The sequence below is a fragment of the Massilia rhizosphaerae genome (genome assembly GCF_016093545.1).
GTDB classification, from domain to species: Bacteria; Pseudomonadota; Gammaproteobacteria; order Burkholderiales; family Burkholderiaceae_D; genus Telluria; species Telluria rhizosphaerae.
Genome location: NZ_JADKYX010000001.1, coordinates 168435 through 193468 on the forward strand (window position 1 = coordinate 168435; position 25034 = coordinate 193468).

Annotated in this window: 25 protein-coding genes; 17 read left to right on the top strand and 8 right to left on the bottom strand. The window is 66.7% G+C overall.

Annotated elements, in window-relative coordinates:
• Nucleotides 1-5 precede the first annotated feature (5 nt).
• The 10 genes from ISF28_RS00760 (at nucleotide 6) to ISF28_RS00805 (ending at nucleotide 9183) form a co-directional block, all read left to right on the top strand.
• On the top strand, nucleotides 6-1253 hold the full coding sequence (locus ISF28_RS00760; RefSeq protein WP_198115235.1) for a type II secretion system F family protein: 1248 nt from the start codon (nucleotides 6-8) through the stop codon (nucleotides 1251-1253).
• Between the two features lie 13 nt (nucleotides 1254-1266).
• Nucleotides 1267-1773: a type II secretion system protein gene (locus ISF28_RS00765; protein WP_198115236.1), complete on the top strand. Its 507-nt coding sequence runs from the start codon at nucleotides 1267-1269 to the stop codon at nucleotides 1771-1773.
• Between the two features lie 44 nt (nucleotides 1774-1817).
• Nucleotides 1818-2333, top strand: a complete 516-nt coding sequence (locus ISF28_RS30845) for a type II secretion system protein (protein WP_198115237.1) — start codon at nucleotides 1818-1820, stop codon at nucleotides 2331-2333.
• Between the two features lie 218 nt (nucleotides 2334-2551).
• Complete coding sequence (gene pilM / locus ISF28_RS00775; protein ID WP_198115238.1) at nucleotides 2552-3499, top strand: pilus assembly protein PilM; 948 nt, start codon at nucleotides 2552-2554, stop codon at nucleotides 3497-3499.
• Complete coding sequence (locus tag ISF28_RS00780; RefSeq protein ID WP_198115239.1) at nucleotides 3496-4167, top strand: PilN domain-containing protein; 672 nt, start codon at nucleotides 3496-3498, stop codon at nucleotides 4165-4167. The genes pilM and ISF28_RS00780 overlap by 4 nt, the downstream gene beginning before the upstream one ends.
• A complete protein-coding gene (locus ISF28_RS00785) occupies nucleotides 4164-4862 on the top strand; it encodes a hypothetical protein (protein WP_198115240.1) in 699 nt (232 codons plus the stop codon). The genes ISF28_RS00780 and ISF28_RS00785 overlap by 4 nt, the downstream gene beginning before the upstream one ends.
• Nucleotides 4847-5230 carry a hypothetical protein gene (locus ISF28_RS00790; protein WP_198115241.1) on the top strand — a complete coding sequence of 128 codons (384 nt, stop codon included), beginning with the start codon at nucleotides 4847-4849 and terminating at the stop codon, nucleotides 5228-5230. The genes ISF28_RS00785 and ISF28_RS00790 overlap by 16 nt, the downstream gene beginning before the upstream one ends.
• Before the next feature lie 12 nt (nucleotides 5231-5242).
• Nucleotides 5243-7048, top strand: a complete 1806-nt coding sequence (mshL, locus tag ISF28_RS00795; protein ID WP_229518790.1) for a pilus (MSHA type) biogenesis protein MshL — start codon at nucleotides 5243-5245, stop codon at nucleotides 7046-7048.
• On the top strand, nucleotides 7049-7942 hold the full coding sequence (locus ISF28_RS00800; protein WP_198115242.1) for an ExeA family protein: 894 nt from the start codon (nucleotides 7049-7051) through the stop codon (nucleotides 7940-7942).
• Nucleotides 7943-7953: 11 nt separating this feature from the next.
• Nucleotides 7954-9183, top strand: coding sequence for a tetratricopeptide repeat protein (locus ISF28_RS00805; protein ID WP_198115243.1), 1230 nt, complete (start codon nucleotides 7954-7956; stop codon nucleotides 9181-9183).
• An 88-nt stretch (nucleotides 9184-9271) separates the two neighbouring features.
• Here the strand turns inward: ISF28_RS00805 and ISF28_RS00810 are convergent, their stop codons facing one another.
• The gene (locus ISF28_RS00810; RefSeq protein WP_198115244.1) at nucleotides 9272-10429 is read right to left on the bottom strand and encodes a pyridoxal phosphate-dependent aminotransferase; all 1158 of its coding nucleotides are present in this window, start codon (nucleotides 10427-10429) and stop codon (nucleotides 9272-9274) included.
• A 28-nt stretch (nucleotides 10430-10457) separates the two neighbouring features.
• Entirely contained in the window at nucleotides 10458-10913 is a 456-nt protein-coding gene (locus ISF28_RS00815; protein ID WP_198115245.1) for a putative toxin-antitoxin system toxin component, PIN family, read from the bottom strand.
• Nucleotides 10914-10947: 34 nt separating this feature from the next.
• Here ISF28_RS00815 and yaaA point away from each other — a divergent pair, with 34 nt between their 5' ends.
• Nucleotides 10948-11718 carry a peroxide stress protein YaaA gene (gene yaaA, locus ISF28_RS00820; protein ID WP_198115246.1) on the top strand — a complete coding sequence of 257 codons (771 nt, stop codon included), beginning with the start codon at nucleotides 10948-10950 and terminating at the stop codon, nucleotides 11716-11718.
• 277 nt (nucleotides 11719-11995) lie between these two features.
• On the opposite strand, the gene ISF28_RS00825 is transcribed toward yaaA, so the two are convergent.
• Nucleotides 11996-12835: an outer membrane protein assembly factor BamD gene (locus ISF28_RS00825; protein WP_198115247.1), complete on the bottom strand. Its 840-nt coding sequence runs from the start codon at nucleotides 12833-12835 to the stop codon at nucleotides 11996-11998.
• Between the two features lie 66 nt (nucleotides 12836-12901).
• Here ISF28_RS00825 and ISF28_RS00830 point away from each other — a divergent pair, with 66 nt between their 5' ends.
• Both ISF28_RS00830 and pgeF read left to right on the top strand, forming a co-directional pair.
• Nucleotides 12902-13951, top strand: a complete 1050-nt coding sequence (locus tag ISF28_RS00830; RefSeq protein WP_198115248.1) for an RluA family pseudouridine synthase — start codon at nucleotides 12902-12904, stop codon at nucleotides 13949-13951.
• Nucleotides 13951-14751, top strand: a complete 801-nt coding sequence (gene pgeF, locus ISF28_RS00835) for a peptidoglycan editing factor PgeF (RefSeq protein WP_198115249.1) — start codon at nucleotides 13951-13953, stop codon at nucleotides 14749-14751. The genes ISF28_RS00830 and pgeF overlap by 1 nt, the downstream gene beginning before the upstream one ends.
• A 42-nt stretch (nucleotides 14752-14793) precedes the next feature.
• On the opposite strand, the gene ISF28_RS00840 is transcribed toward pgeF, so the two are convergent.
• The gene (locus tag ISF28_RS00840) at nucleotides 14794-15090 is read right to left on the bottom strand and encodes a hypothetical protein (RefSeq protein WP_198115691.1); all 297 of its coding nucleotides are present in this window, start codon (nucleotides 15088-15090) and stop codon (nucleotides 14794-14796) included.
• A gap of 50 nt (nucleotides 15091-15140) precedes the next feature.
• Between ISF28_RS00840 and phaC the strand changes: the two genes are divergently transcribed.
• Both phaC and phaR read left to right on the top strand, forming a co-directional pair.
• Nucleotides 15141-16895 (top strand): class I poly(R)-hydroxyalkanoic acid synthase, encoded by a 1755-nt coding sequence (phaC, locus tag ISF28_RS00845; RefSeq protein WP_198115250.1) that lies wholly within the window; start codon nucleotides 15141-15143, stop codon nucleotides 16893-16895.
• A 176-nt stretch (nucleotides 16896-17071) separates the two neighbouring features.
• Entirely contained in the window at nucleotides 17072-17626 is a 555-nt protein-coding gene (gene phaR / locus ISF28_RS00850) for a polyhydroxyalkanoate synthesis repressor PhaR (RefSeq protein ID WP_198115251.1), read from the top strand.
• A 121-nt stretch (nucleotides 17627-17747) separates the two neighbouring features.
• On the opposite strand, the gene ISF28_RS00855 is transcribed toward phaR, so the two are convergent.
• On the bottom strand, nucleotides 17748-18554 hold the full coding sequence (locus ISF28_RS00855; protein ID WP_198115252.1) for a hypothetical protein: 807 nt from the start codon (nucleotides 18552-18554) through the stop codon (nucleotides 17748-17750).
• Nucleotides 18555-18760: 206 nt separating this feature from the next.
• Between ISF28_RS00855 and rimO the strand changes: the two genes are divergently transcribed.
• Entirely contained in the window at nucleotides 18761-20179 is a 1419-nt protein-coding gene (gene rimO, locus ISF28_RS00860) for a 30S ribosomal protein S12 methylthiotransferase RimO (protein ID WP_198115253.1), read from the top strand.
• Nucleotides 20180-20207: 28 nt separating this feature from the next.
• Nucleotides 20208-21374 (top strand): cystathionine beta-lyase, encoded by a 1167-nt coding sequence (locus ISF28_RS00865; protein WP_198115254.1) that lies wholly within the window; start codon nucleotides 20208-20210, stop codon nucleotides 21372-21374.
• Here ISF28_RS00865 and ISF28_RS00870 read toward each other — a convergent pair whose 3' ends face one another.
• Genes ISF28_RS00870 through ISF28_RS00880 form a run of 3 tightly spaced genes read right to left on the bottom strand, consistent with a single transcriptional unit; the run spans nucleotide 21375 to nucleotide 24996 of the window.
• Nucleotides 21375-21737 (bottom strand): DUF4870 family protein, encoded by a 363-nt coding sequence (locus ISF28_RS00870; protein ID WP_198115255.1) that lies wholly within the window; start codon nucleotides 21735-21737, stop codon nucleotides 21375-21377.
• A 15-nt stretch (nucleotides 21738-21752) separates the two neighbouring features.
• Nucleotides 21753-22976: a hypothetical protein gene (locus ISF28_RS00875; protein ID WP_198115256.1), complete on the bottom strand. Its 1224-nt coding sequence runs from the start codon at nucleotides 22974-22976 to the stop codon at nucleotides 21753-21755.
• A complete protein-coding gene (locus ISF28_RS00880; RefSeq protein ID WP_198115257.1) occupies nucleotides 22969-24996 on the bottom strand; it encodes a methyl-accepting chemotaxis protein in 2028 nt (675 codons plus the stop codon). Before ISF28_RS00880 ends, ISF28_RS00875 begins: the two co-directional genes overlap by 8 nt.
• Nucleotides 24997-25034 lie beyond the last annotated feature (38 nt).

Below are 25034 nucleotides of genomic sequence, written 5' to 3' on the forward strand. Positions count from 1 at the left end.
CGCCCATGCCGTTCTTCGCTTACAAAGGCCGCAACGCGCGCGGCGAATTGGTGCAGGGCGTGCTGGAAGGCGCCGACAGCGGGGCTTGTGCCGACCAGTTGTTCGGCACCGGCGTCACGCCGCTGGAGATCTCGCCCACCACCCGCAAGGCGACGACGGCCGGCAGCGGCGGCGGCGCCGGCGAGAGCCTGTGGGAGCGCCTCACCCGCAAGAAGGTGACGTCGATCGACGTGCAGCTGTTCAGCCGCCAGATCTACACCCTGCTGAAATCCGGCGTGCCGATCATGCGCGGCCTGGCCGGGTTGCAGGAATCCGCGACGAACAAGAGCTTCGCGCGCGTGATCCAGGACCTGCGCGAGTCGCTGGACGCGGGCCGCGAGCTGTCGACCGCCATGCGCCGCCACACGGAATGCTTCACGCCGTTCTACCTGTCGATGGTGCGCGTGGGCGAGATGACGGGCCGCCTGGAAGACGTCTTCCTGCGCCTGTTCGACCACCTCGAATTCGACCGCGACATGCGCGACCGCGTAAAGACGGCGCTGCGTTACCCGACGTTCGTCATCGTCGCGATGGTCGCGGCGATGATCGTCGTGAACGTGTTCGTGATCCCGCAGTTCGAGAAGGTTTTCAAGACCTTCCACGCCCAGCTGCCGCTGATGACGCGCATCCTGATCGCGACGTCGCGCTTCACGGTCGACTATTGGCCAGTGATGGCCGCCGTGGCCGTCGCCGCGTTCTTCGGCTTTCGCGCCTGGACCCGCACGTCGGCGGGACGCCTCGTGTGGGACCGCTACAAGCTGCGCTTCCCGATCGCCGGCAAGATCATCCACAAGGCCACGATGGCCCGCTTCGCGTGCAGCTTCGCGCTGTCGATCCGCAGCGGCGTGCCGATCGTGCAAGCCCTCACGGTCGTCGCGCAGACGGCCGACAACGCCTACCTGACCTTGCGCCTCGACCAGATGCGCGACGGCGTCGAGCGCGGCGAAAGCATCCTGCGCACGGCCACCAACGCGCACGTGTTCACGCCGATCGTGCTGCAGATGATCGCGGTGGGCGAGGAATCGGGCTCGCTCGACGACCTGATGGACGAGATCGCGCAGATGTACGAACGCGAGGTCGATTACGAACTCAAGACGCTGTCCAGCCAGATCGAGCCGATCCTGATCACCTTCCTCGGTGCGATGGTGCTCATGCTGGCGCTGGGCATCTTCCTGCCGATCTGGGACCTGGGCAAGGCGGCCCTGCATCATTGATATGAGGATCACCATGGCAAGCACCGGACCAAGGCGGCCACGCGGCTTCTCGCTGCTGGAGTTCGCACTCGTCACCGCCATTACGGCCGCGCTGTGCGCCGTGCTGCTGCACCGCCTGGACGGTTACCGCCAGGCGGCGGAGGAGGTGGCGGCGCGCCAGACCGTGGCCGCGCTGCGCACGGCGCTGCAGGTCGAGACGACGCGCGCGCTGGCCCAGGGCCGGCCGGACGCGCTGGTCAAGCTCGCGGGACAGAATCCGATGGAATTGCTGGTCCGGCCGCCGGCGAATTACCTTGGCGAATTCGCGCTCTCCGAGCAGGGACGGGTGGCAAGAAGAGGGTGGGTGTTTGACCCGCGCGACAAAATCCTCATTTATTTCACCCCGGAACGAGAAAGATTTGCTTCAGGCAAATCGGAATTGCCTGCGTTCAAGGTAGAATTGACGCGAATCCTCACTGTCGGGGGAACGCCCGCGACGAGCCTTGCGCTGAACGAAGTCGGCGTGCAAGGCGGACATTAACAACCCACGCGGCGTGGACGCCGCATCAATTACCGGAGAGTTGCATGAAAGTAAGCATCAAGAACAATGCCCAGGGCGGCTTCACCTTGATCGAATTGATCGTCGTGATCGTGATCCTGGGCATTCTGGCGGCGACGGCGTTGCCGAAGTTTGCGAGCCTGGGTGGCGACGCCCGCTTGGCTTCGCTGAATGCGGCGAAAGGTTCGTTGAACGCCACTGCGGCGATGGCGCACGGCAAGTGGCTGGCCAGCCCTACTGTGTCGGCCGCCGGCAAAGTCACCGTGGAAGATGTAACGATCAATTTCCAGACGAACGGTTATCCGAAAGCGGAAAGTGCCACGGCACTTGCGGCCGGCCTCGGTACCGGCGACTACAAAACGTATGTGAAAGGCGATGCCGGCAACCCCGTGACGGCCCTGGCAGCCGATCAATTGGCGGTCGTTCCGGCAAGTCTCAGCGCCGCCAGCGCAGCGAACTGCTACATCATTTACACGGCGACGGCCTCGGCGCCGCCGACCGTGACGGTTCCGGCGACAGCGACCGCGGACAACTGCAACTGATCGTTTCCGCCTGATTGATCGGGACCGCAACAAAGCGGTCCCGATTGTCGTTTACGGCCAGGGTGCGGCGCGTGGACAACACCCATTAGTAGTTCCACACGGAAAACCAGAAATATTCTTCCAGAGTAAAATTTTGGTATCGGTTTTCCCCACCGCTTGAATATAATCAAGCCTCTAGCTCATCTATCTCGACTCGGTCACGGATACCACCGCCACGCATGGGTTTTTTCAGTAAAGCACAGCACAATGCAGCCTGGCTGGCCATGGTGCCGCAGCGCGATGGCATCGCCGCGGCCAGCGTGCGCCGTGGCGCGGGGGAGGGCGCGAAACCGGCCCTGACGCACGCCGCCTTCTTCCCCGGTGCGCCGTCCGCCGACGCCCTCGACAAGGCCGCGAAGGAGATGCACAGCGCGAGCTACCGCTGCACGACGGTGCTGGCCGGCGGCGACTACCAGTTCATGTCGGTCGAGTCGCCGAACGTCCCGCGCGAGGAGCTGAAAAGCGCCATGCGCTGGCGCCTCAAGGACATCCTCGATTTCCCCATCGACGACGCGACGTTCGACGTCCTCGACATCCCGCTCGATCCGAACGCCGTCGCGCGTCCGCAGCAGAGCGTGTTCGCCATCGCCGCGCGCAACGGCGTGATTGCGGCGCGCCAGAAGATGTTCAACGCGGCCAAGGTCAAGCTGCGCGTGATCGACATCCCCGAGATGGCCCAGCGTAACGTGTCGGCCCTGCTGGAGCCGGAAGGCCGCGGCGTCGCCATGCTGTCGTTCGGCGAGGACGGTGGGCTCCTGACGGTGTCCTGGCGCGGCGAGTTGTACCTGTCGCGCCGCATCGACGTGACCCTCGCGCAGATCCTGGACGACGACCACGACCGCAAGCACCAGAGCTTCGACAAGATCACGCTCGAGCTGCAGCGCTCCCTCGACAACTTCGAGCGCCAGTTCGCGTTCATCAGCGTGGCCAAGCTGGTGCTGGCGCCGACCGGCGCCGTCGGCCTGGACGAATACCTGTCGAGCAATCTGTACACGCGCGTCGAGACGCTCGACCTGGCCGACGTGGTCGACCTCGAGCGCGTGCCCGAGCTCGCGGATCCGGGACGCCAGCAGCGCTTCTTCGTGCCCATCGGGGCCGCGCTGCGCGTGGAGGCGGGGGCCGCATGAGCCAGCAGATCAATCTGTTCAACCCGCAGTTCCAGCCGCAGAAGAAGATCCTGTCGGTCAATTCGATGGCCGCCGCGCTCGGCGTGCTGGTGCTGGGACTCGTCGGTGCCGGCGTCTACGCCAAGGTGCGCGTGATGCAACTGGAGACGCAGGTCGCGCAGGGCGAAGCGCGCGTGCAAGCGGCGCAGAAGCGCCTGGAGAGCGCAACCGCCGCATTCGCCCCGCGCGCGATGGACAGCCGGCTCGAAGCCGAACTGGCCGACGCCCAGGCCGAGCGCGACGCGCTGCGCCGCGTGGCCGACGTGATCGAGCGCGGTGACCTGGGCAACACCCAGGGCTATGCCGAATACTTCCGCGCGCTGGCGCGCCAGAGCATGGACGGGCTGTGGCTGACGGGCGTATCCATCGCCGGCGCCGGCGCGGAGATCGGCGTGCGCGGGCGCGCCCTCGATCCGGCCCTCGTCCCGGGCTACCTGGCGCGATTGCGCAACGAGCGCGTCCTGCAAGGCACGCCGGTCGGCAGCATGCAGATCGGCCAGGCGCCCACCGTCAAGGTGCGCGGCGCCGACGGCAAGGAGACGGAGGCGCCCGCGCCGTACGTCGAATTCACGCTGCAGTCGGCCGCCGCGTCGGCGCCCGCCGGAGCGAGCGGCGGAGGGCGGCAATGAAGCGCCGCTGGCTCCAGTTCGCGGCGCGCGTGGAAGCGCTGCAGCCGCGCGAACGCATCATGGCCTTCGGCGCCACCGTCGTCGTGCTCGTGTTCCTCGCGAACGCGCTCGTGTTCGCGCCGCTCGCGCGCAAGGAGAGCGCGCTGCGCCAGACGGTGCGGCAGCAGACCGCGACCATCGACGGCGTCGACGCCGAGATCACGGCGAAGGCGCGCGCCTTCGGCAACGATCCGAACGAGGCGCTGCGCAAGCGCCTGGCCGACGTGCGCGCCGAGACGGCACGCACCAGCGAAGCGCTGCGCACGATGCAGAAGGGCCTCGTGCCGCCGGAGCGCATCGCGCCGCTGCTGGAAGCCATCCTGCGCGCGAACGGCCGGCTGAAACTCGTGTCGCTCAAGACGCTGCCCGTGACGACGCTGAACGACAGCCCGGCACCTGCGACGTCCGTTGCGGCACCGGTGCCGCAGCCCACGTCGTCCGCCGGGAAGTCGGCGGACCTGCTGTACCGCCACGGCGTCGAGCTGACGGTGCGCGGGAGCTATCTCGACATGGTCGACTACATGCACGCGCTGGAGACGCTGCCCACCCAGCTGTTCTGGGGCAAGGCGCAGCTGGACGCGGAAGAGTACCCGAACGTGCGCCTCACTTTGACCTTGTACACCCTGAGCCTGGACCCGAAATGGATGAAGCTGTGATCACGACGACGACCAAGCGCGCCCTCGGCGCCGCGTTCCTCGCCCTGCTGTGCGCCGGCGCCCATGCGCAGGCCCTGCAGGACCCGACCCGGCCGCCCGCCGGCGCCATTCCGGTGGCGGCGGGGCCCGCGGGCGCCGGCAGCGGTCCGCAACTGCAGACGATCCTGATCGGCCGCGCGGCCGGCGGGCGCCACCTGGCCGTCATCGACGGCGAGACCGTGCGCCCGGGCGACAGCTTCCACGGGGCGAAGGTCGCGCGCATCGGCGACAACGAGGTCGAACTGGTGCGCGGCGGCGAGCGCCAGGTGCTGCGCCTGTATGCCGACGCCGCCGACGGGATGACCCCGGCGCATGCCGCGCGGCGCTGACAAAGGATGAGGATGAACGACAAGCGTACCCGGATGCGTACCGTGGCGGTGTCGATAGCCGCCGTGCTGGTCCTGTGCGGCTGCCAGACGACGCCCAGCACGGCCACCTACGACAAGATCAAGGGCGAGATGGCGGGCAGCGTGAGCAAGCGTCCGGCCGCCGCGCCGGCCGTGGACGCGGCCGTGGCCGACGCGCTGCTGCCTCCGGCCGCCGCGCTGGCCACGCAACTGCCGAAAGCGCGGCCCGCGTTGGAAGAGCGTTTCAACGTCTCCTTCAACAACGTGCCGGCGCAGCAGTTCTTCCGCTCGATCGTCGCGGGCACGCGCTACAACATCCTCGTGCATCCGGACGTCGCCGGCACCATCACGGCGAACCTGAAGGACGTCACGCTGCCGGAGACGCTCGACGCGATCCGCGAGATGTACGGCTACGACTACAAGATCGAGGGCAACCGCATCTCGATCAAGCCGCTGACGATGCAGACCAAGATGTTCCACGTGAACTACCTGGTCGGCAAGCGGGCCGGCATGTCGATGACGCGCGTGACGTCGACGTCCGTGTCGAACGCCGCCAACAACAACAACGGCAACAACCAGAACAACCAGGGCGGCCAAAGCCCGTTCGGCAACCAGGGCGGCCAGAACAACAACGGCAACAACCAGAACGGCCAGGGCGGCGGCCAGATGGACAGCACGGACGTCGCGACCTCGTCGACCAACGACTTCTGGACCGATCTGAAGCAGTCCATCGAAGCCATCGTGGGTTCGAAGGAGGGCGGCCGCAGCGTCGTCGTCAGCCCGCAGTCGGGCGTGATCGTGATCCGCGCCATGCCGGAGGAACTGCGCAACGTCGACGCCTACCTGAAGGCGACGCAGCTCGCCGTCGACCGCCAGGTGATCCTGGAAGCGAAGATCCTCGAGGTGGAGCTGAACGACAGCTACCAGAGCGGCGTCAACTGGGCGTCGTTCGCGTCGATCAAGAGCGGCCATGACAACCGCGTGTCCGGCGGCCTGCTTTCGCCGGGCGCCACGCTCACGCCGCTGCCGTTCGGCGGCGGGCAGCCGGGCACGATCTCGGATCCGAGCACGGGCCTGGCGGCCAGCACCGGCTTCTCGCTGTCGAACGCGGCGGCGACGGCGGGGTCGATGTTCGGCCTGGCCGTGCAGACGTCGAACTTCGCCGCGCTGATCTCCTTCCTCGAGACGCAGGGCACCGTGCACGTGCTGTCTAGCCCCCGCGTGGCGGCCGTCAACAACCAGAAGGCGGTGCTGAAGATCGGCACGGACGAGTTCTACGTGACGGGCGTGCAGACCACGACGAATTCCACGACGACCGGCAACACGGTGTCGCCGAGCGTCACCCTGCAGCCGTTCTTTTCCGGCGTCGTGCTCGACGTCACGCCGCAGATCGACGAGCAGGGCAACATCCTGCTGCACGTGCACCCGTCCGTGAGCCAGGTCTCGACGATCAACAAGTCCGTCAACCTCGGCACGGCCGGCAGCCTGAATCTGCCGCTGGCGGCGTCGGCCACGTCTGAGCTGGACAGCATCGTGCGCGGCCAGAACGGCCAGGTCGTCGCCATCGGCGGCTTGATGCGCCAGTCCTCGACGGCCGACGACACGGGCGTGCCCGGGACGAGCAGCGTGCCGGTGCTGTCCGCGCTGTTCGGCGCGAAGAAGCGCGTGAACCAGAAGCGCGAACTGGTCGTGCTGATCAAGCCGACGATTGTCGAAGGCATCAACAACTGGAACGACGACCTGCTCGACACCAACCGCCGCATCGAGCAGCTCGACCCGCGCAGACGGGGGAACCGCTAAATGTACACGGCGCACTTCGGCCTGCGCGAGCTGCCGTTCGGGATCACGCCCGACACCAGCTTTTTCTTCGGCAGCCCGCATTCGCAGGAGGCCCTGAACACGCTGCTCGTCGCGGCGCGCACCGGCGAAGGCTTCATCAAGATCACGGGCGAAGTCGGCACCGGCAAGACCCTGTTGTGCCGCAAGTTCATGTCGACCCTGGGACCGGAGTTCGTCACCGCGTATATCCCGAACCCGTACCTGGAACCGCGCACGCTGATGCTGGCGCTGGCGGACGAGCTGGAAGTCGGCTACGACAAGGACGCCGACCAGCACCAGGTTCTGAAAGCGATCACGCACCGGCTGCTGCGCCTGGCGGCCGACGGCAAGCGCGTCCTGTTGTGCCTCGACGAGGCGCAGGCGATGCCCGTCGAGACCCTGGAAGCGCTGCGCCTGCTGACGAACCTCGAAACGGAAAAGCGCAAGCTGCTGCAGATCGTGCTGTTCGGCCAGCCGGAACTGAACCGCAAGCTCGAACTGCAATCCATCCGCCAGCTGGCGCAGCGTATCACGTTCCACTACCACCTCGGACCCCTGTCGCGCGACGACCTCGATTACTACGTCGCGCACCGCCTGCGCGTGGCGGGATATGATGGCGCGCGCCTGTTCTCGCGCGGCGCGGTGGCGCGCCTGTACGCGGCCAGCGGCGGCGTGCCGCGCCTCGTCAACATCCTCGCGCACAAGGCCATGATGCTGTGCTATGGCCAGGGCCGCCAGCAGGTCGCGCGCGCGCACGTGAGCGCGGCCGCGCGCGACACGCTCGCGACGAGCCGGCGCCGCCTGTGGCCCTGGGCCGTGCTCGCGGCCGCGCTGGTCGCCGCCGGCGGCGGCGTCGCGTGGGCGCTGAGCCATTGACGGGGAGCCGAATGAGCCTGATTAACAAGATGCTGCAGGACCTGGATGCGCGCGGGACGCCCAAGGATGGCGCGCTGCCCGGCCAGGTCAAGCCCGTCGGACACGTGCCGTCACGGCCTGGTCGCCGGACGATCGCGGTCGCCGTCTGCGCCGCCGTGGCCGTGCTGGCGCTGGCCTGGTTGGGGTGGACCCGGCTGCAGCGCGCCGCGCATCCGCTGCCCGCGGCGCCGGCGCCCGTCGCGGCGGCGCCCGTCAAGGTGGCGCCGGTCGTGACGGGGCCCGTGCGGGCGCCGAACGCGCCCGCCGCGGCCGCGTCGAACGCGGTCCCGCCGGCAGCGGTGCCGCATGCCGATCCGGTAGCGCCGCCGGCCGCCGCCGCTTTCGACGACGGGGCAGAGAAGCCCATGACGCGTGCCGAACGGCGTGCCGAGCGGGCGCGTGCCGCCGCGCAGCGCAAGGAAGAGCGGGCCGTCGTGCACCCGCAGGCCGTCGCGCCGATGGAGCCGGACAGCGCGGAAGCGCGCGAGGCGCGGCGCGCGATCGCGCAGGTGCTCGCGGCGCGCGGCAAGGCGGCGGGCAAGCGCTCCGCCGCGCTGCTCGCCGCCGCCCGCGCGGCCGCAAGGGACGATGGTGCGCGGCAGGGCAAGCATGCGGCGCAAGGCCGCCAGGAAACGGGTGCGCAGCGCGCCGAAAGCGAATACCGGCGCGCGCTGGCGAGCCTGCAGGATGGCCGCATGGGCGACACGGTGGCATCGCTCGAGCAGGCCCTGAAGTACGATCCGGCGCACGAGGCGGCGCGCCAGACGCTGGTCGGCCTGCTGATCGAAGGGAACCGCCCGGACGAGGCGATGCGCCAGTTGCAGCTCGGCCTCACGCTGGATGCGCGCCAGCCGGCGATGGCGATGCTGCTCGCGCGCCTGCAGATCGAGCGGGGCGGCAGCGGCATCGACACCTTGCTGCGCACGCTGCCCTACGCGGGCAACGATCCGGATTACCACGCCTTCCTGGCCGCCGCGCTGGCGCGCCAGCAGCGTCACCGCGAGGCGGCCGAGCAGTACCAGCTGGCCGTGCGCGCGATGCCGTCGAACGGCGTGTGGTGGATGGGGCTCGGCATTTCACTGCAGGCCGAGAAGCGCAACGCCGAGGCGCTGGACGCCTTCCAGCGGGCGCGCGCGAGCGGCGGGTTGTCGCAGGAATTGCAGGGATTCGTGGAGCGGCGCGTCCAGCAGCTCGGACGCTGAAGGCTGTTTTCGGTGTTCGGTGGGCACGGGGTGCCCACCCTACGTATGGCGCCGTAGGGTGGGCGCCCCGCGCCCACTTTCGCTTACGTCACACCTTGGACAAGCGGTCGAGTGCCAGTGCCAACGTCTCGTCCTTCTTCGCAAAACAAAACCGCACGATCCCCGATTCCGTCGGCCGGCTGTAAAACGCCGACACGGGAATCGCCGCCACCTTGACCTCGCGCGTGAGCCACTGCGCGAACTCGGACTCGGACAGATCCGAAATCCCGACATAACGCACGCACTGGAAATACGTGCCGTCCGCCGGCAGCAGCGTAAAACGCGTGCGCGCCAGTCCCGCGCGGAACAGGTCGCGCTTGCGCTGGTAGAACGCGGGCAGGTCGCGCCACGGCGCCGGATCGCGCATGAAGTCCGCCAGTCCGGCCTGCATCGGCGTGTTCACGCTGAACACATTGTATTGGTGGACCTTGCGGAATTCCGCCATCAGGGACGCCGGCGCTGCCACGTAACCGACCTTCCAGCCCGTCACGTGATAGGTCTTGCCGAAGCTGGAGACGACGAACGCGCGCTCGGCCAGTACGGGATGGCGGCTCACGGACGCATGCGGCTGGCCGTCGTAGACCATGTGTTCGTAGACCTCGTCCGACAGGACCAGGATGTCCGTGCCGTCCACGATGTCCGCCAGGGCGTCGAGGTCGGCCTGGCGCAGGATGGTGCCCGTCGGGTTGTGCGGCGTGTTCACGACGATCATCCGGGTCTTCGGCGTGACGGCGGCGGCCACGGCGTCCCACGGCACGCTGTAGCCGTTCGCGTCGACGCGCATCGCGACGGGCACGGCCACGCCGCCGGCCAGCGCGATCGACGGCTGGTAGCTGTCGTAGCAGGGCTCGATGACGATCACTTCGTCGCCCGGATGCACGGCGCACAGGATCGCCGTGATGATGCCTTGCGTGGCGCCGGCCGTGACCGTGATCTCGGCGTTGGCGTCGTACGCGTGGCCGTACAGCGCGGCGACCTTGGCGGCGACGGCCGCGCGCAATTGCGGCAGGCCCGTCATCGGCGCGTACTGGTTGTGGCCGGCGCGCATGGCGGCGTCGACGGCGTCCAGCAGGCGCGCGTCGCACGAAAAGTCGGGGAAGCCCTGTCCCAGGTTGACGGCGCCGTGTTCATGGGCGAGGGCGGACATCAGGGTGAACACGGTGGTGCCGACGGCCGGCAGGCGCGATTGCAGGGCGGGTGTGGTCATGGTGCGGATGGCGTGGACGATGGTCGGGTCATTCTACCGTGGCCGGCGCCTCGGTCTTGACCCAGGCGTCGGGCGTCATGATGCGGAACAGGTTGTCGCGCGCGGCGCGCCGGGCCAGCTTGAGCAGGGCCTTGTCCTTCGTGATGAGGACGGCGGCGTCGGCGTCGCGCGCGATTTCCAGGAATTTCTGGTCGTCGCGGTCCGTGCAGACGGGCAGGCGCAGCGCGCGCGAGGTGGGCGCCACGACCTCGATCAGCGCGTCGAAGCGGCTGGCCGCCTCCGGACGCGTCGCGTCGTCGAGGGGCAGGTGCGCGTAATGCAGGACGATGCGGTATTCGTCGCGGCAGTCGGCGCGGGTGACGGCGCGCACGCGGCCGGACTCGAGGGCGGCCAGCAACGGCGCCCAGCGCGGATCGCGGAAAACGAACAGGTCGAGGCAGACGTTGGTGTCAATGACGATGGGTTTCGCTGGAGCAGGTATCATGTCAGCAATTTTACCCGCTGTGCGTGTTTCAACAATGCTGATCGTCCTTTCGCCCGCCAAATCCCTCGACCTCGATTCCCCGCCCACCACCCGCGCACGCACGACGCCGCGCTTCATCGACGAAGCGGCCGAACTGATCCGGATCCTGAAACCCAAGTCGCCGGCCGAGATCGGCGCGCTGATGGATATCTCGGATCAATTATCTGTATTAAACGTGACGCGTTACGCGGACTGGCATCCGGACCACGCCGCGGCGCGCCAGGCGATCATGTCGTTCGACGGCGACGTCTACACGGGCCTGGCCGCCCGCACGCTCGATGCGCGCGCGCTGGCGTACGTGCAGGGCAGGGTGCGCATCCTGTCCGGCCTGTACGGCGTGCTGCGCCCGCTGGACGGCATGCATCCGTACCGCCTGGAGATGGGCACGCGCCTCGCGAACCCGCGCGGCAAGGACCTGTATGCCTTCTGGGGCGAACGCGTGACGGCGGCGCTGAATGCCGACCTGAAGGACGCGGGCGCGACTGTCCTCGTGAACCTGGCGTCGGAAGAGTATTTCCGGTCCGTGAAGCCGAAGCTGCTGGACGTGCCGGTGATCACGCCCGTGTTCGAGGACTGGAAGAACGGCAAGTACAAGATCATCTCGTTCTTCGCCAAGCGGGCGCGCGGGATGATGGCGCGCTATGCGGCCGAGAACGGCATCACGGACGTCGAACGGCTGAAGGCATTCGACGTCGACGGCTATGCGTTCGACGAGAGCGTGTCGACCGACAAGGCGTGGGTATTCCGCCGCCGGCTGGACGTCTGACCGCGAGCCAGTACCCAACGCCGGCAAATTCGGGGTCAGAGCACATTTCGGCAAATTTTGGGGTCAGAGCACATTTCGGTGCATGATCTTCGCGGAAAATTTACACGCGAATCGATGACGGCCCGCGCCGTCTGCAGCCCGACAGCGGGCCGGCGCGACTGGGATGCCTTCGCATCGCGACATTGATCCGAAATGTGCTCTGACCCCGAATTTATGCTCTGACCCCGAATTCTTGGGGGTGAAAAAAATGCCCGCGAGATTGCGGGCATTGTCGTCTTTACTGCACGGCGTCTTTCGGCGCCGGTTTCGGGCCGGCTTTGGCCCAGAACTTCCACCACGGGGCGTCGCCCGAGCCCTTGCCGCCCATGAAGCGGCTGTTCGGGTAGTTTTTCGCGAAGATGCGTTGCGTGTCGTCGCGCAGGTCGAACATGCCCAGCTTGTCGTAGCAGCGGATCATGATGAACAGGGCTTCTTCGCGCGCCGTCGCCTGGCTGAACTGCGTCACCGCGTTCTGCGCGCGGTTCAGCGCGGCCAGGTAGGCGCCGCGGCGGTAGTAGTAGTTGGCCACGTGCACTTCGTACTCCGCCATCGCGTCGATCAGGTAGTTCATGCGGGCGATCGAGTCCGGCGCGTATTTGCTGTTCGGGAATTTGTCGACCAGTTCCTTGAACGCGGCAAACGCTTCGCGCGTCGCCTTCGGATCGCGCTCGGTCGGATCCTGGGCGTAGATGAAGCTGAGGAAGCCGATCTGGTCGTTGAAGTTGATCAGGCCGCGCAAGTAGTACATATAGTCGACCTGCGGATGGTTCGGGTGCAGCTTGATGAAGCGTTCGACGGCCGCCAGCGCCTCGGCCTGGTCCTGCGCCTTGTAGTGCGCATAGGCGATTTCCATCTGCGCCTGGGCGGCGTAGGTGCCGAACGGGTAGTTGGACTCGAGTCGCTCGAACAGCTTGATCGCGGCTTCATAGTGGCCGCCATCCATTTCCTCTTGCGCGTCAGCGTATAATTTCGATGCTGACACGTTCTTGTTTTCGTCGGATCTTTCCGGCAACAAACCGCAAGCTGACAAACTGAGCAGGACGCTAGTCACGACTAATACAGACAATTTTTTTTGCATAAGCTCTGGTGCAAGAAAGTTTTACCGAGATTCAACGAACGGCTGATTATAGCCGATGGGACTGACGTGATATTAACTGCTACGCCGAATTCGGCGGAAAACCTTTTCGACCCCGACCTGGACGAGGACCTCGACGCCGAGCTCGACGCCGCATTCGACTCCGATGCCGGTGGCCCCGACTATTCTCCCATTACGCTGGAACTGGGGCCCGAACACTGCGGGCAGCGGTTGGACAAGGTCGTGGCCGGATTGGTGCCGCAATTCTCGCGCAGCCGCCTGCAGCAATGGTTCGACGAAGGCCACATCACCGTCGACGGCAAGCCGGCCAAGGGCAAGGGCACGGCGTACGGCGACGAGACCGTCGTCGTGGTCCCGCAGCCCGCGCCCGAGGACACGGCCTATACGCCGGAAGCGATGGAACTGGACATCGTCCACGAGGACGACGCCATCATCGTCATCAACAAGCCGGCCGGCCTCGTCGTGCATCCGGGCTCGGGCAACTGGTCCGGCACCCTGCTGAACGGCCTCTTGCACCACTGCCCGCAGTTGGTCTCGGTGCCGCGCGCCGGCATCGTGCACCGGCTCGACAAGGACACGAGCGGCCTGATGGTCGTCGGCAAGACGCTTGAAGCGCAGACCGACCTCGTGCGCCAGTTGCAGGCGCGCACCGTCAAGCGCGAATACTTCGCCCTCGTGTGGGGCACGCCGCGGGCCTACGGCACCATCGATTCGGCGATCAGCCGCGACCCGAAGGACCGCGTCAAGATGGCCGTGTCGAACAGCCCGCTGGCCAAGCCCGCCATCACGCACTACGAGGTGATCGAGACGGGCGAGCTGGACCGCCGTCCCGTCAGCCTCGTGCAATGCCGCCTGGAGACGGGCCGCACGCACCAGATCCGCGTGCACATGCAGTCGCTCGGCTTCAGCCTCGTCGGCGACACCGTGTACGGCAAGCAGCACCTGCGGTCGTTCTTCCACCGCCAGGCTCTGCAGGCGCGCCGCCTCGGCCTCACGCATCCCGTGACCGGCGAGCACGTGGAATGGATCGTGCCGCTGGCCGACGATTTCGCGGAACTTCTGGAACAGGCCGGGATCGAAGAACCGGAAGCGATCTGATGACCGGATCCGATCTGCAGGACGCCGATCTGATTCTCCCGGTCACGCGCGACCAATGGCCCGATCTGCCTGACGCGTTCGGTGCCTTGGCCACGACGCGGCGCGGCGGCGTCAGCATGGGCCCGTACGGCGATGGCCGGGGCGGCGGTGGCCTGAACCTGGGCCGCCACGTGGGCGACGATCCCGGCGCCGTGCAGGCCAACCGCGCGCGCCTGCAGGCACGGCTGCCCGGGGCGCCCGCATGGATCGCGCAGGTGCACGGTGCCGACGTCGTCGACGCGGAGACCGTCCAACCGGACGGGCCCGTGCGCACGGGCGACGCGAGCATCGCGACGGTGCCGGGCGTCGTCTGCGCCATCCTGACGGCCGATTGCCTGCCCGTGCTGTTCGCGGACCTGGGCGGCAAGGTCGCGGGCGCCGCGCACGCCGGCTGGCGCGGCCTGGCCGGCGGCGTGCTGGGGCAGACGGTCGCCGCCATGCGCGCGGCGGGCGCGGGCGAGATCACGGCGTGGCTGGGGCCGGCGATCGGTCCGGACGCGTTCGAGGTCGGCCCCGACGTCCTGGCCGCCTTCGAAGCGGCGTTGCCGGGACAGGTGGCGGATGCCTTCCGGCCGTATCCTGGCCGGCCGGGCAAGTATTTGGCGGACATTTATTTGCTGGCGAGGCGCATGCTGGCCCGCGCCGGGGTCACGCGCGTGCACGGGGGCGGGCGCTGCACGGCGATCGAGTCCGATTGGTTTTATTCCTACCGGCGTGACGGCGTCAGCGGCCGCCTGGCCAGCCTCATCTGGCTGAAATAGCGACAACGGCCGGCCAGCGGAACGGCTCAGCAGCGGGGCGGTTCAGTGCGTCCCGCCGTCACGTCCCGCCGCGCCCGCGTCGGTGCAGCTGTGCCCGGCCGTGGCGCCATCCGCACCCGGCACGCCAGCCGCCACGGGCACGATCGTCGCGCCATCGGCCGCGTGCGGGGCCGTCCGGGCCGCGCGTGCCCGCCGCCGCCTTGATCCCGCAAGGTAAAATACGAGTGAGAATGGCAACACGCCATAGCCGAAAAAAGTCATAATGCCGCCAACCACAGTCGGCTCCGTCGCCGCCATCAGGGTTACGACGTACATCCATCCTATGGCGATGATCCACATGCGATGCTCCGGTTGCTGTCGACAAATCGATTCTACACAATGGACGCCTTATGAATACGCCTGATGCTACCCCGCAGATGCTCGCCGCTCCCTGGATGGCGCCGTTCGCGCAATTCACCGATCCCTCCGCCTGGCAGTCGTGGATGAAGCTTCCCGACGGCGCCGACGGCACGGCAGCGTTCGCACCGGTGGCAAAAATGCTCGGCGATGTCGGTGCCGGGCTGTCGCCGGCGAAGCTGGAAGCGCTGCGCGACGATTACGTCCAGAAGGCCACGAAGCTGTGGCAGGATTTTGTCTCGGGCAAGCTGCCTTCGTTCAGCGACCGCCGTTTTTCCGCGCCGGAATGGACGGCGAATCCGATGTCCGCGTACAGCGTCGCCTCGTACCTTCTGAACTCCGAATTCCTCGTCGCGCTCGCCGAGGCCGTCGAGGCGCCGCCGCGCGAGAAGCAGAAGATCCGGTTCGCCGTCCAGCAGATCGTCGACGCGATGTCGCCCGCCAACTTCCTCGCGACGAATCCGGAAGCCCAGCAGAAAATGATCGAGACCAAGGGCGAAAGTCTCACGAAGGGTCTGCAGAACATGCTGGCCGACTTGCAGAAGGGCCGCATCTCGCAGTCGGACGAGTCCGCGTTCGAAGTCGGGCGCAACGTCGGCGTCACACCCGGCACGGTCGTGTTCGAGAACCCGTTGTTCCAGCTGATACAGTACACGCCGGCGACCCCGACCGTGCACGAGGTACCGCTGCTGATGGTTCCGCCGTGCATCAACAAATACTACATCCTCGACCTGCAGCCGGAAAATTCGCTCGTCCGCTACCTCGTGGAGCAGGGCAACACGGTGTTCATGCTGTCCTGGCGTAACCCGGACCAGAGTCTCGCGGGCACGACGTGGGACGATTACGTGGAGCAGGGCGCGATCCGCGCGCTGGAGGTGACCCGCGCGATCACGGGCGAGGACAAGGTGAACGTGTTCGGCTTCTGCGTGGGCGGCACGATTGCCGCGACGGCGCTGGCCGTGCTGGCCGCGCGCGGCCAGAAGCCCGCCGCGAGCCTGTCGCTGTTCACGACGCTGCTCGATTTTTCCGACACGGGCGTGCTGGATGTCTTCGTCGACGACACGCAGGTGAGGCTGCGCGAACAGCAGTTGGCGCGGGGCGGCTTGATGCCGGGACGCGACCTGGCGACGACGTTCTCGGCGCTGCGTCCGAACGATCTCGTGTGGAACTATGTCCAACAGAACTACCTGAAAGGCAAGACGCCGCCCGCGTTCGACCTGCTGTACTGGAATGCGGACAGCACGAACCTGCCGGGCCCGATGTATTGCTGGTATCTGCGCAATACTTATCTCGAAGACAAGCTCAAGGTGCCGGGCGCGCTGACCGTGGCGGGCGTCAAGGTCGACCTGGGCGCCATCGATTGCCCGACCTTCCTGTACGGCTCGAAGGAAGACCATATCGTGCCGTGGGACGCGGCGTTCGCGTCGATGGGCTTGCTGAATCCCAAGAAGCCGAAGAACAACCGCTTCGTGCTGGGCGCGTCCGGCCACATCGCGGGCGTGATCAATCCGGCGTCGAAGAACAAGCGTAGCTACTGGATCAACGAAGGGGGCCGCACCCGTCCCAAGACGGCGGCTGACTGGTTTGACGGTGCGGTCGAGAAGAAGGGCAGCTGGTGGCCGGCATGGGCGCAGTTCCTCGTCGAACATGGCGGCAAGGAAGTTGCGCCGCCTGCGCAGCCGGGCAATGCGCAGTTCCCGCCGCTCGAACCGGCGCCCGGCAGTTATGTCAAGGCCAGGGCCGATTGACGAGGGTTCGATCGACATTGCGAAATAAATCATTCAGTTGCTCAGCGAATAATTGCTGCACCTGCGTTCGCAACGTGGTATTTTTAGAGGATATCCTCTTGGAATCGGAGACGCCGCGGGAGATCCCCACGGTCGCCGCATAATAAATGCGCTACGGCGCTGTACATGGAAATGAGATGAGTAGTGTCAAAAAAAGCACTGAACGCCTGATCAAGAAGTATCCGAATCGCCGGCTGTACGACACCCAGACCAGTTCTTACATCACCTTGTCCGACGTAAAGCAACTCGTGCTCGATTCCGACGAGTTCACGGTCGTCGACGCCAAGACGAACGAAGACCTGACCCGCAGCATCCTCCTGCAGATCATTCTCGAAGAGGAAGCGCACGGCGTGCCGATGTTCTCCAGTGGCGTGTTGTCCCAGATCATCCGTTACTATGGCCATGCGATGCAGGGCATGATGGGCTCCTACCTGGAAAAGAACGTGCAGGCGTTCACCGACATCCAGAACAAGTTCGTCGGCTCGGCCACGGGCGCGCTGGAAGGTAAGCCGTTCAGCACGGAAATGTGGACCCAGTTCATGAATATCCAGGGCCCGATGATGCAGGGCATGATGAACAACTACATCGACCAGAGCAAGAACCTGTTCCTGCAGATGCAGGAGCAGATGCAGAGCCAGAGCAAGGCGATGTTCGGGGCGTTTCCGTTCGGCGTGCCGCCAGAAAAGAAATAGACTGCATCTGGCTGTTCCGGGCAACGTCCCGGCCCGGCCGGCGTGCGCAAACAAGAATGCCACCCTCGGGTGGCATTCTTGTTTGCCGGCGCATCGTCCGGCACTGCCGGACGGCGCCCCGTCAGCGCGGTGCAGCCTGCTGGGCAGGAGCCGGCGCCGCGACCGACGCCGGCACGGACGCCATTGCCGGCTCGGCCGATTTGTCGGCCGGCGTCGATTCGCCGTCCCACCAGTGCTGTGCGGCCGCGCGGTCGAACGGCGCCAGCGCGGCGGTCTCGATCGTCACATTGTTCAACACGGGATAGGTGGTCTTGAACAGGCCGATGTCCTGGTCGGCGAGGTTGTCGATCGCGATGTCCCAGGTGCTGCCGGACATGCCGGCGATGGCCTGGTCCAGCAGCGGTATGACGGGGCCGGCGCGGAATTCGCCGCCCACGCGGTGGCGCAGCTTCGCCGTCACGCGGCCGATGTACGTCACGGAATTCGGCTTGACGTTCAGCTTGGCGAGGAGGGGCACGCTGAACATGCCGTTGATCGGGAAGGCGCGCGCCATGCCGAAGATGTCGATGAGCTTGTATTCGCCCGCGACGAGGGCCAGGCGCAGCAGGTACAAGTCCTGGCCGTTCGCGTGCAGCGAGTCGGCATCCTTGTCGATCTTGAAGTTCTGGCGGTCTTCCTTGCTCTGCGCGTCCGGCTTTTCGATGTGGACGACGTACGGAACCGGTTCGAAGCGGCTGCGATCGGGGCGGGAGACGACGACGGTCATCAGGACGATCGATTTGTCCTTGGTGTCGATGGCCTTGGTCTGCTTGTCGAACGCCATCGGATTGACGGTCGCGCAGCCGGTGACGACGCAGCACGCAGCGAGCGCGGCGAGGAAGCGAATGAGTTTCGTGATCATGTTGTGGACGATAAATGGTATGCCCATGGTCGGCGCGGTAACGCGCGGCAGGGTATTGTTGGCATGGGGAAATGCATGTTAGCACATGGATAATGCGCAGAAATGCGCGCATGGTCACGGATTCGTTAAATGCTTGTCGTGCGGCGCCCGCGGCATTTTGCTTGGCATGGTGCTGTCCGCCTCCACTTGCTGTAAAATCGCGGATTGCCCAAAATTTTTGCCGCACTTTGACAATGCAAGAACTCCGCCGCAATCCTCTTCCCGCCAACACGGACACTACCGGCAGCGCGACGCCGCCAACGCCGGCCGCGCCCAAGGTCGGTTTCGTCTCGCTCGGCTGCCCCAAGGCGCTGGTCGACTCCGAACAGATCCTCACGCAGCTGCGCGCGGAGGGTTACGAGACCGCCAAGTCGTACGCCGGCGCCGACCTCGTGATCGTCAACACCTGCGGCTTCATCGACGCGGCCGTGCAGGAATCGCTGGATGCGATCGGCGAAGCGCTCGCGGAAAACGGCAAGGTGATCGTCACCGGCTGCCTCGGCGCCAAGAAGGATGCGGCGGGCGGCGACATCATCACGAAGGTGCACCCCAAGGTGCTCGCCGTGACCGGCCCGCACGCCGTGGCCGAGGTGATGGACTCCGTGCACACGCACCTGCCCAAGCCGCACGACCCGTTCATCGACCTCGTGCCGGACCACGGCGTCAAGCTGACCCCGAAGCACTACGCTTACCTCAAGATTTCCGAAGGCTGCAACCACCGCTGCAGCTTCTGCATCATCCCGTCGATGCGCGGCGACCTCGTGTCGCGCCCCATCCACGACGTGCTGCAGGAAGCGGAAAACCTGTTCAGGGCGGGCGTGAAGGAACTCCTCGTGATCTCGCAGGACACGAGCGCATACGGCGTCGACGTCAAGTTCCGCACGGGCTTCTGGAACGGCCGCCCCGTCAAGACGCACATGACGCAGTTGACGGAAGCGCTGGGCCAGATGGCCAAGCAGTACGGCGCGTGGGTGCGCCTGCACTATGTGTACCCGTACCCGCACGTGGACGAGGTGATCCCGTTCATGGGCGAACACGTCGTGCCCTACCTGGACATCCCGCTGCAGCACGCGCACCCGGACGTCCTCAAGCGCATGAAGCGTCCCGCGAGCGGCGAAAAGAACCTCGACCGCATCCAGGCCTGGCGCAAGATGAATCCCGACCTGACGATCCGCTCCACGTTCATCGCCGGCTTCCCGGGCGAGACGGAGGCGGAATTCGAATACCTGCTGGACTTCCTGAAGGAAGCGCAGATCGACCGGCTGGGCTGCTTCGCGTACTCGCCGGTCGAAGGCGCGACGGCGAACGCGCTCGCGAATCCGGTGCCGGACGAGGTCAAGGAAGAGCGCCGCGCCCGGGTGATGCTGCTGCAGGAAGAGATCTCGGCCAAGCGGCTGCAGGCGAAGGTCGGCAAGACGATCCGCGTGCTCGTCGACGAAGTGGGCGCGCGCGAGGCGCTCGGCCGCTCCAGCGCGGACGCGCCGGAAATCGACGGCGTCGTCCACATCAAGCGCGCCCTCGCGCCGGGCAAGGCCAAGCCGGCCGTGGGCGAATTCATCGACGTCGTCGTGACCAAGGCGGACGCGCACGACCTGTGGGCGACGGTCGCGTAACCGGACCGACGGATCGGGAGGCGCCGACGTGACCAGCAAGAAGTCGATCCAGACCACGCTGACCCACAGCGACTACCGGCCGCCGGCCGGCTTCGCCGCGTACCCGACCGCGATCCACCACGCGTCCACGGTCCTGTTCAAGGACGTGGCGAGCCTGCGTGCGGGCGATTGGCGCAACAAGACGGCCTATACCTACGGGCTGCACGGCACGCCCACGACGTTCACGCTGGAAGCGCGCCTGGCCGCCATCGAAGGCGGCAAGCACTGCCTGCTGGCGCCGTCCGGGCTTGCCGCGATCTCGATGATCCTGCTCGCGCTGCTGAAGGCGGGCGACGACGTCCTGTTGCCCGACAACGTCTACAACCCCACGCGCGAACTGGGCCGCTGGCTGGAACGCGACTTCGGCGTGTCGGCGCGTTTCTACGATCCGCTGGTGGGCGGCGCCATCGCGGACCTGATCCGGCCGCAGACGAAGCTGATCTGGACCGAGGCGCCGGGCTCCGTGTCGATGGAAGTGCCGGACCTGCCGGCGATCTGCGCGGCGGCGCGGGCGAAGGGGATTCCGGTCGCGCTGGACAACACGTGGGCCGCGGGGCTCGCGCTGCGCGGGTTCGACGTGGGTGCCGACATCGTCATGCAGGCGCTGACGAAATACCAGTCGGGCGGCTCCGACGTGCTGATGGGCGCCGCGATCACGCGCGACGCCGCACTGAACGAACACCTGTCGATGGCGCACATGCGGCTCGGCATGGGCGTGGGCGGGGACGATGCCTACCTCGTGCTGCGCGGCCTGGAAACGATGAAGCTGCGCTTCGACGCGCACGACGCGGCCGCGCGCAAGGTGGCCGGCTGGCTCAAGACGCGGCCCGAGATCGCGAAGGTCCTGCACCCCGCGTTCGACGATTGCCCGGGCCACGACGTGTGGCGGCGCGATTTCACGGGCGCCGGCGGCTTGTTCTCCGTGGTGTTCGACGCGCGCTACTCGGGCGAGCAGGTCGACCGCTTCGTCGATGCGCTGGAGCTGTTCGGCATCGGCTACAGCTGGGGCGGCACGCACAGCCTGGCCGTGCCGTACCGCATGCAGGGCATGCGGCGCGACTGGACGGACGCCGGCGCGCTCGTGCGCCTGAATATCGGGCTCGAGGGCCCGGACGACCTCATCGCCGATCTTGCTCAGGCGCTCGCCAAGCTCTGATCACACCGGCATCGGCCGGTTGTTGTTGAGGTCGAGGAAGCCGCGGATGATCCGGTACGCCATCCACAGCCACGCGCCGGCCCCGACGAGCCACGCCAGCGGAATCCCGATGATCGTGATCGCCAGGATCACCGCGACGACCATCCACAGCAGATAGAACCAGAACGACCGGATCATCCAGGTGTGGTGGCTGTACACCATCGTCCCGGCCGTGTCCGGCCGGCGGATGTAGTTGACGATCAGCACGAGAATCGACAGCGTGCCGAGCGAAAAGAAAAAAGTGGCCGCGTGCGCGATGTACAGGATGCGGGCGAACTGCTTGGCGTCCTCGAGGCTGCGTTCGTAGACGAGTTCCTGGGCCATGCTATCCCTCTGAAATCAGAAGTAATAGCCGATATTAGCATTGAACCGATGACCGGACGCCTTGGCCGTGCGGCCCGCGGCGAGCGCGTTGCCGAATCCGGGCGACAGATACGGCTGGTTCGTGGCGTTCGCGACGTCGACCATCATGAACCAGCCGCCCGACGAGAACGACACGCCGGTCACGTTCTGATCGCTGTCGGCATAGCCGGGCGCGGATTTCCTCAAGCGGCTCCAGTCGTTGTACACGACGAAACCGCTGAAGGGGCCGAGCGAACCCGGGATCTTGTAGCTGACGTTGGCGATGTCGATATGGCCCCGGGCCGCCATGCGGTTCGAGAAGCCGAACGCGCCGATCACGACGCAGTCGCCGTCGCACGCGCCATACCAGTCGCCCGCGATGGAGCCATTGCCACGGAAATCGTTGCGGTAGGCGATCGTCTCCAACTGGAGACCGAATTTCCCGAACTCGCCCGTGAAGTGCAATGCCCCGGCCCGGCGGTTGCCGTCCGCCAGCGCGGGATTCGTCGCGGCCAGCCGGCCGGCCAGCACGGACGCGCCGATCTCGGTCTTGCCGCCGGCGACGGGTATGGCGTAGGCGAGCCGGCCCACGACGGTATTTTTTTCCGCGCGGCCATAGCTTTTCATCAGGTGGTTGCTGAAGCGCACCGAATCCAGGCCGTCCAGTTCGCCGTTGCTGTCCGTCCAGGCCAGCAGATGGCGGCCATCGGACGGGAAGAAGCCGAGGTTCATGCTGAGGGCGCCGGTCTTGTGAAGATATTGCAGGCCCAGCGCGTACGTGTCTTCATAGCCGGCATACCATGCCATCGACTCGAAGAAATTATTCGACGCGTAGGGCAGGAGGCCGAACGGCATGCGCTCCTGGCCGGCATGCAATTCGCTCTTGTCCGCGAACCGGTAGCCGGCCCACAGGTACTCGTTGAACAGCATGCTGGCGCCCTTGGCGGCGCCGGTCTGGCGGCGGGTGTAGTAGTAATACCGCTCGCGGCCGGCCGCGAGGAAGCGGCCGTCGTCGTACTTGAACCCGAGGCGGGCGGTGTCGAATTCGGGCGTGCCCTTGCGCTGGTCGTTCCAGCTCAGTGCCTCCACCCACATCCGGACCGCGCCGTCGAATGTCAACGCGTCCTTGGGCGTGTCGTCCGCGCGGGCGCCCGCCCAGACGACGAGGCACGCGCCCGTGACGGCGATCTTGAGCGCCGTGGTGTCTTTCAAATTAACCATTGATCTGTTTCCTTGCCGCTCGCGGCAACTGGGGTTGGCCGTGGCCGGCGCCCGGTGCGTCGGCTTCGATGCCGAATTCGCCGACGAGGGACACGAGCAGCGCCGCCTGCTGGTGCAGGCTCTCGGCCGCGGCGGCGGCCTCTTCGACGAGCGCTGCGTTCTGTTGCGTGGTGCCGTCCATTTGCGCGATGGCCTGGTTGACCTGGGCGATGCCGTTGCTTTGCTCGGCGCTGGCGGCGCTGATGTCGACGACGATGGCGGTCACGCGCTTCACGCTTTCCAGGATCTCTTCCATCGTGCGGCCCGCCTCGCCGACGAGCGTGCTGCCGGCGCCGACCTTGTCGACGGAGTCGCCGATCAGCGCCTTGATTTCCTTGGCGGCGGCGGCCGAGCGCTGCGCCAGGTTGCGCACCTCGCCGGCGACGACCGCGAAGCCGCGGCCCTGTTCGCCGGCTCTAGCCGCTTCGACGGCGGCGTTCAGCGCCAGGATGTTCGTCTGGAACGCGATGCCGTCGATCACGCCGATGATGTCGACGATCTTCTGCGACGACGCCTTGATCGAGCCCATCGTGTCCACCACCTGGGCGACGACGACGCTGCCGCGCGCGGCGATGTCGGACGCGCCCTGGGCAAGCTGGTTGGCCTGGCGCGCGTTGTCCGCGTTCTGCCTGACCGTGGACGTCAGCTCTTCCATCGACGCTGCCGTTTCTTCCAGCGCGCTGGCCTGCTGCTCGGTGCGGGACGACAGGTCGGCGTTGCCCTGGCTGATCTCGGTGCTGGCCAGCGCCACGCTGTCCGAGCTGCGGCGCACCCGCGCCAGCACGCCTTCGAGCTTGCCGACGAATTGGTTGAAGCCGCCCGCGATCCGGGCCAGTTCGTCGTTGCCCTTGACTTCCAGGCGCGCGGTGAGGTCGGCGTTGCCGCCGGCCAGGCCGTCCATCGCCGTGCCCAGCACGCGCAGCGGCTTGGTGAGGCGGTTCAGCGTCGACACCAGCACGGCCGCGGCGGCCGCCGCGCACAGGATCGAGACCAGCAGCGTATAGCGCAGCAGGTCGCGGGCGTCCGCGGTCACCACGCGTTGCGGGAAACTGAGCTCGATGGCCCACGGCGCGATGTCCGCATGCAGCTGGATCGGCTGCAGCAGGTGCATCACGCCGCGGTCGTCCGCGTACTCATACGTCTGGCCAGTGCGGATGGCCTCGAGCCCGGCGGCCGGGATGTCGGCGGCCTTCTTGCCGGTCAGTGCGGCGTCCGGATTGCTGGCGTACAGGCCGCCGTTCGACACGAGCGCCAGGCGGCCGCCGTCGATGACCTTGAGGCCGGCCAGGATCTCGCCCAGCTTGACGAGGCCGAAGTCGACGCAGGCCACGCCCTGGAACTGGCCTTTGATCATCAGGGGCACGTTGATGGACGTCATCGCCACGGGCTTGCCGTTGATCGGATAGGTATGCGGCTCGGTCATGTAGATCTTGCGGGTGTTCTTGGGCACGTCATACCAGTCGTTGGAATGCGGCTTGGTCGAAAACACGATCGGCTCGATGTGGATGCCGCCCGACGCCTCGCGCGAGTAATAGGGCATGGCGCGTCCCGTGTCGTCGTACTCCGGCAGTTTGCCGGCATAGTCGGCGTCCTTGCCGTCCAGCGCATTGGGCTCCCAGGTCACGGTCACGCCGTTCAGGTCTTCCGAGTCCAGCAGCGTCGCCTTTTCGATCTCGCTCATCTGGGCGCGCGTCAGGGCGATGTCGGAGGCGCGCGTGGCGCGCATGTCGCGTGCCAGGCTGACGACGGTCGTCAGGTGCGCCCCCATGCGCGCCTGCACCGCCACGGCGGCCTCGCGCGCTGTCGTGCGCGCCAGGTTCATGCTCGATGCCTCGGCGCTGTGGCTGCTGCGGATGCCGGTGACGGTCGACGTGGCCGCCAGGCTGAGGATCACGAGCACGGTCGCCGTCAGGCAGATCTTGGCGTTCAGGCTCAGTGCGAAGGATGTGGTGTGCGGCCGCAGGGTCGGGCTTGATCTCATGGAAACTCTCGATAGTGACGGGAGGGTAGTCAAATAAT

Excerpts from the sequence above, each read along its gene's own strand:
- ISF28_RS00805 (WP_198115243.1), top strand. The coding sequence starts at position 7,954 with ATGAGCCTGATTAACAAGATGCTGCAGGACCTGGATGCGCGCGGGACG.
- ISF28_RS00855 (WP_198115252.1), bottom strand. The coding sequence starts at position 18,554 with ATGGGCATACCATTTATCGTCCACAACATGATCACGAAACTCATTCGC.
- mshL (WP_229518790.1), top strand. The coding sequence starts at position 5,243 with ATGAACGACAAGCGTACCCGGATGCGTACCGTGGCGGTGTCGATAGCC.
- ISF28_RS00810 (WP_198115244.1), bottom strand. The coding sequence starts at position 10,429 with ATGACCACACCCGCCCTGCAATCGCGCCTGCCGGCCGTCGGCACCACC.
- pgeF (WP_198115249.1), top strand. The coding sequence starts at position 13,951 with ATGACCGGATCCGATCTGCAGGACGCCGATCTGATTCTCCCGGTCACG.
- ISF28_RS00780 (WP_198115239.1), top strand. The coding sequence starts at position 3,496 with ATGAGCCAGCAGATCAATCTGTTCAACCCGCAGTTCCAGCCGCAGAAG.
- ISF28_RS00760 (WP_198115235.1), top strand. The coding sequence starts at position 6 with ATGCCGTTCTTCGCTTACAAAGGCCGCAACGCGCGCGGCGAATTGGTG.
- ISF28_RS00870 (WP_198115255.1), bottom strand. The coding sequence starts at position 21,737 with ATGGCCCAGGAACTCGTCTACGAACGCAGCCTCGAGGACGCCAAGCAG.
- ISF28_RS00880 (WP_198115257.1), bottom strand. The coding sequence starts at position 24,996 with ATGAGATCAAGCCCGACCCTGCGGCCGCACACCACATCCTTCGCACTG.
- ISF28_RS00815 (WP_198115245.1), bottom strand. The coding sequence starts at position 10,913 with ATGATACCTGCTCCAGCGAAACCCATCGTCATTGACACCAACGTCTGC.
- yaaA (WP_198115246.1), top strand. The coding sequence starts at position 10,948 with ATGCTGATCGTCCTTTCGCCCGCCAAATCCCTCGACCTCGATTCCCCG.
- phaC (WP_198115250.1), top strand. The coding sequence starts at position 15,141 with ATGAATACGCCTGATGCTACCCCGCAGATGCTCGCCGCTCCCTGGATG.
- pilM (WP_198115238.1), top strand. The coding sequence starts at position 2,552 with ATGGGTTTTTTCAGTAAAGCACAGCACAATGCAGCCTGGCTGGCCATG.
- ISF28_RS00785 (WP_198115240.1), top strand. The coding sequence starts at position 4,164 with ATGAAGCGCCGCTGGCTCCAGTTCGCGGCGCGCGTGGAAGCGCTGCAG.
- ISF28_RS00875 (WP_198115256.1), bottom strand. The coding sequence starts at position 22,976 with ATGGTTAATTTGAAAGACACCACGGCGCTCAAGATCGCCGTCACGGGC.
- ISF28_RS00840 (WP_198115691.1), bottom strand. The coding sequence starts at position 15,090 with ATGTGGATCATCGCCATAGGATGGATGTACGTCGTAACCCTGATGGCG.
- ISF28_RS00765 (WP_198115236.1), top strand. The coding sequence starts at position 1,267 with ATGGCAAGCACCGGACCAAGGCGGCCACGCGGCTTCTCGCTGCTGGAG.
- ISF28_RS30845 (WP_198115237.1), top strand. The coding sequence starts at position 1,818 with ATGAAAGTAAGCATCAAGAACAATGCCCAGGGCGGCTTCACCTTGATC.
- ISF28_RS00790 (WP_198115241.1), top strand. The coding sequence starts at position 4,847 with ATGGATGAAGCTGTGATCACGACGACGACCAAGCGCGCCCTCGGCGCC.
- ISF28_RS00800 (WP_198115242.1), top strand. The coding sequence starts at position 7,049 with ATGTACACGGCGCACTTCGGCCTGCGCGAGCTGCCGTTCGGGATCACG.
- ISF28_RS00825 (WP_198115247.1), bottom strand. The coding sequence starts at position 12,835 with ATGCAAAAAAAATTGTCTGTATTAGTCGTGACTAGCGTCCTGCTCAGT.
- rimO (WP_198115253.1), top strand. The coding sequence starts at position 18,761 with ATGCAAGAACTCCGCCGCAATCCTCTTCCCGCCAACACGGACACTACC.
- phaR (WP_198115251.1), top strand. The coding sequence starts at position 17,072 with ATGAGTAGTGTCAAAAAAAGCACTGAACGCCTGATCAAGAAGTATCCG.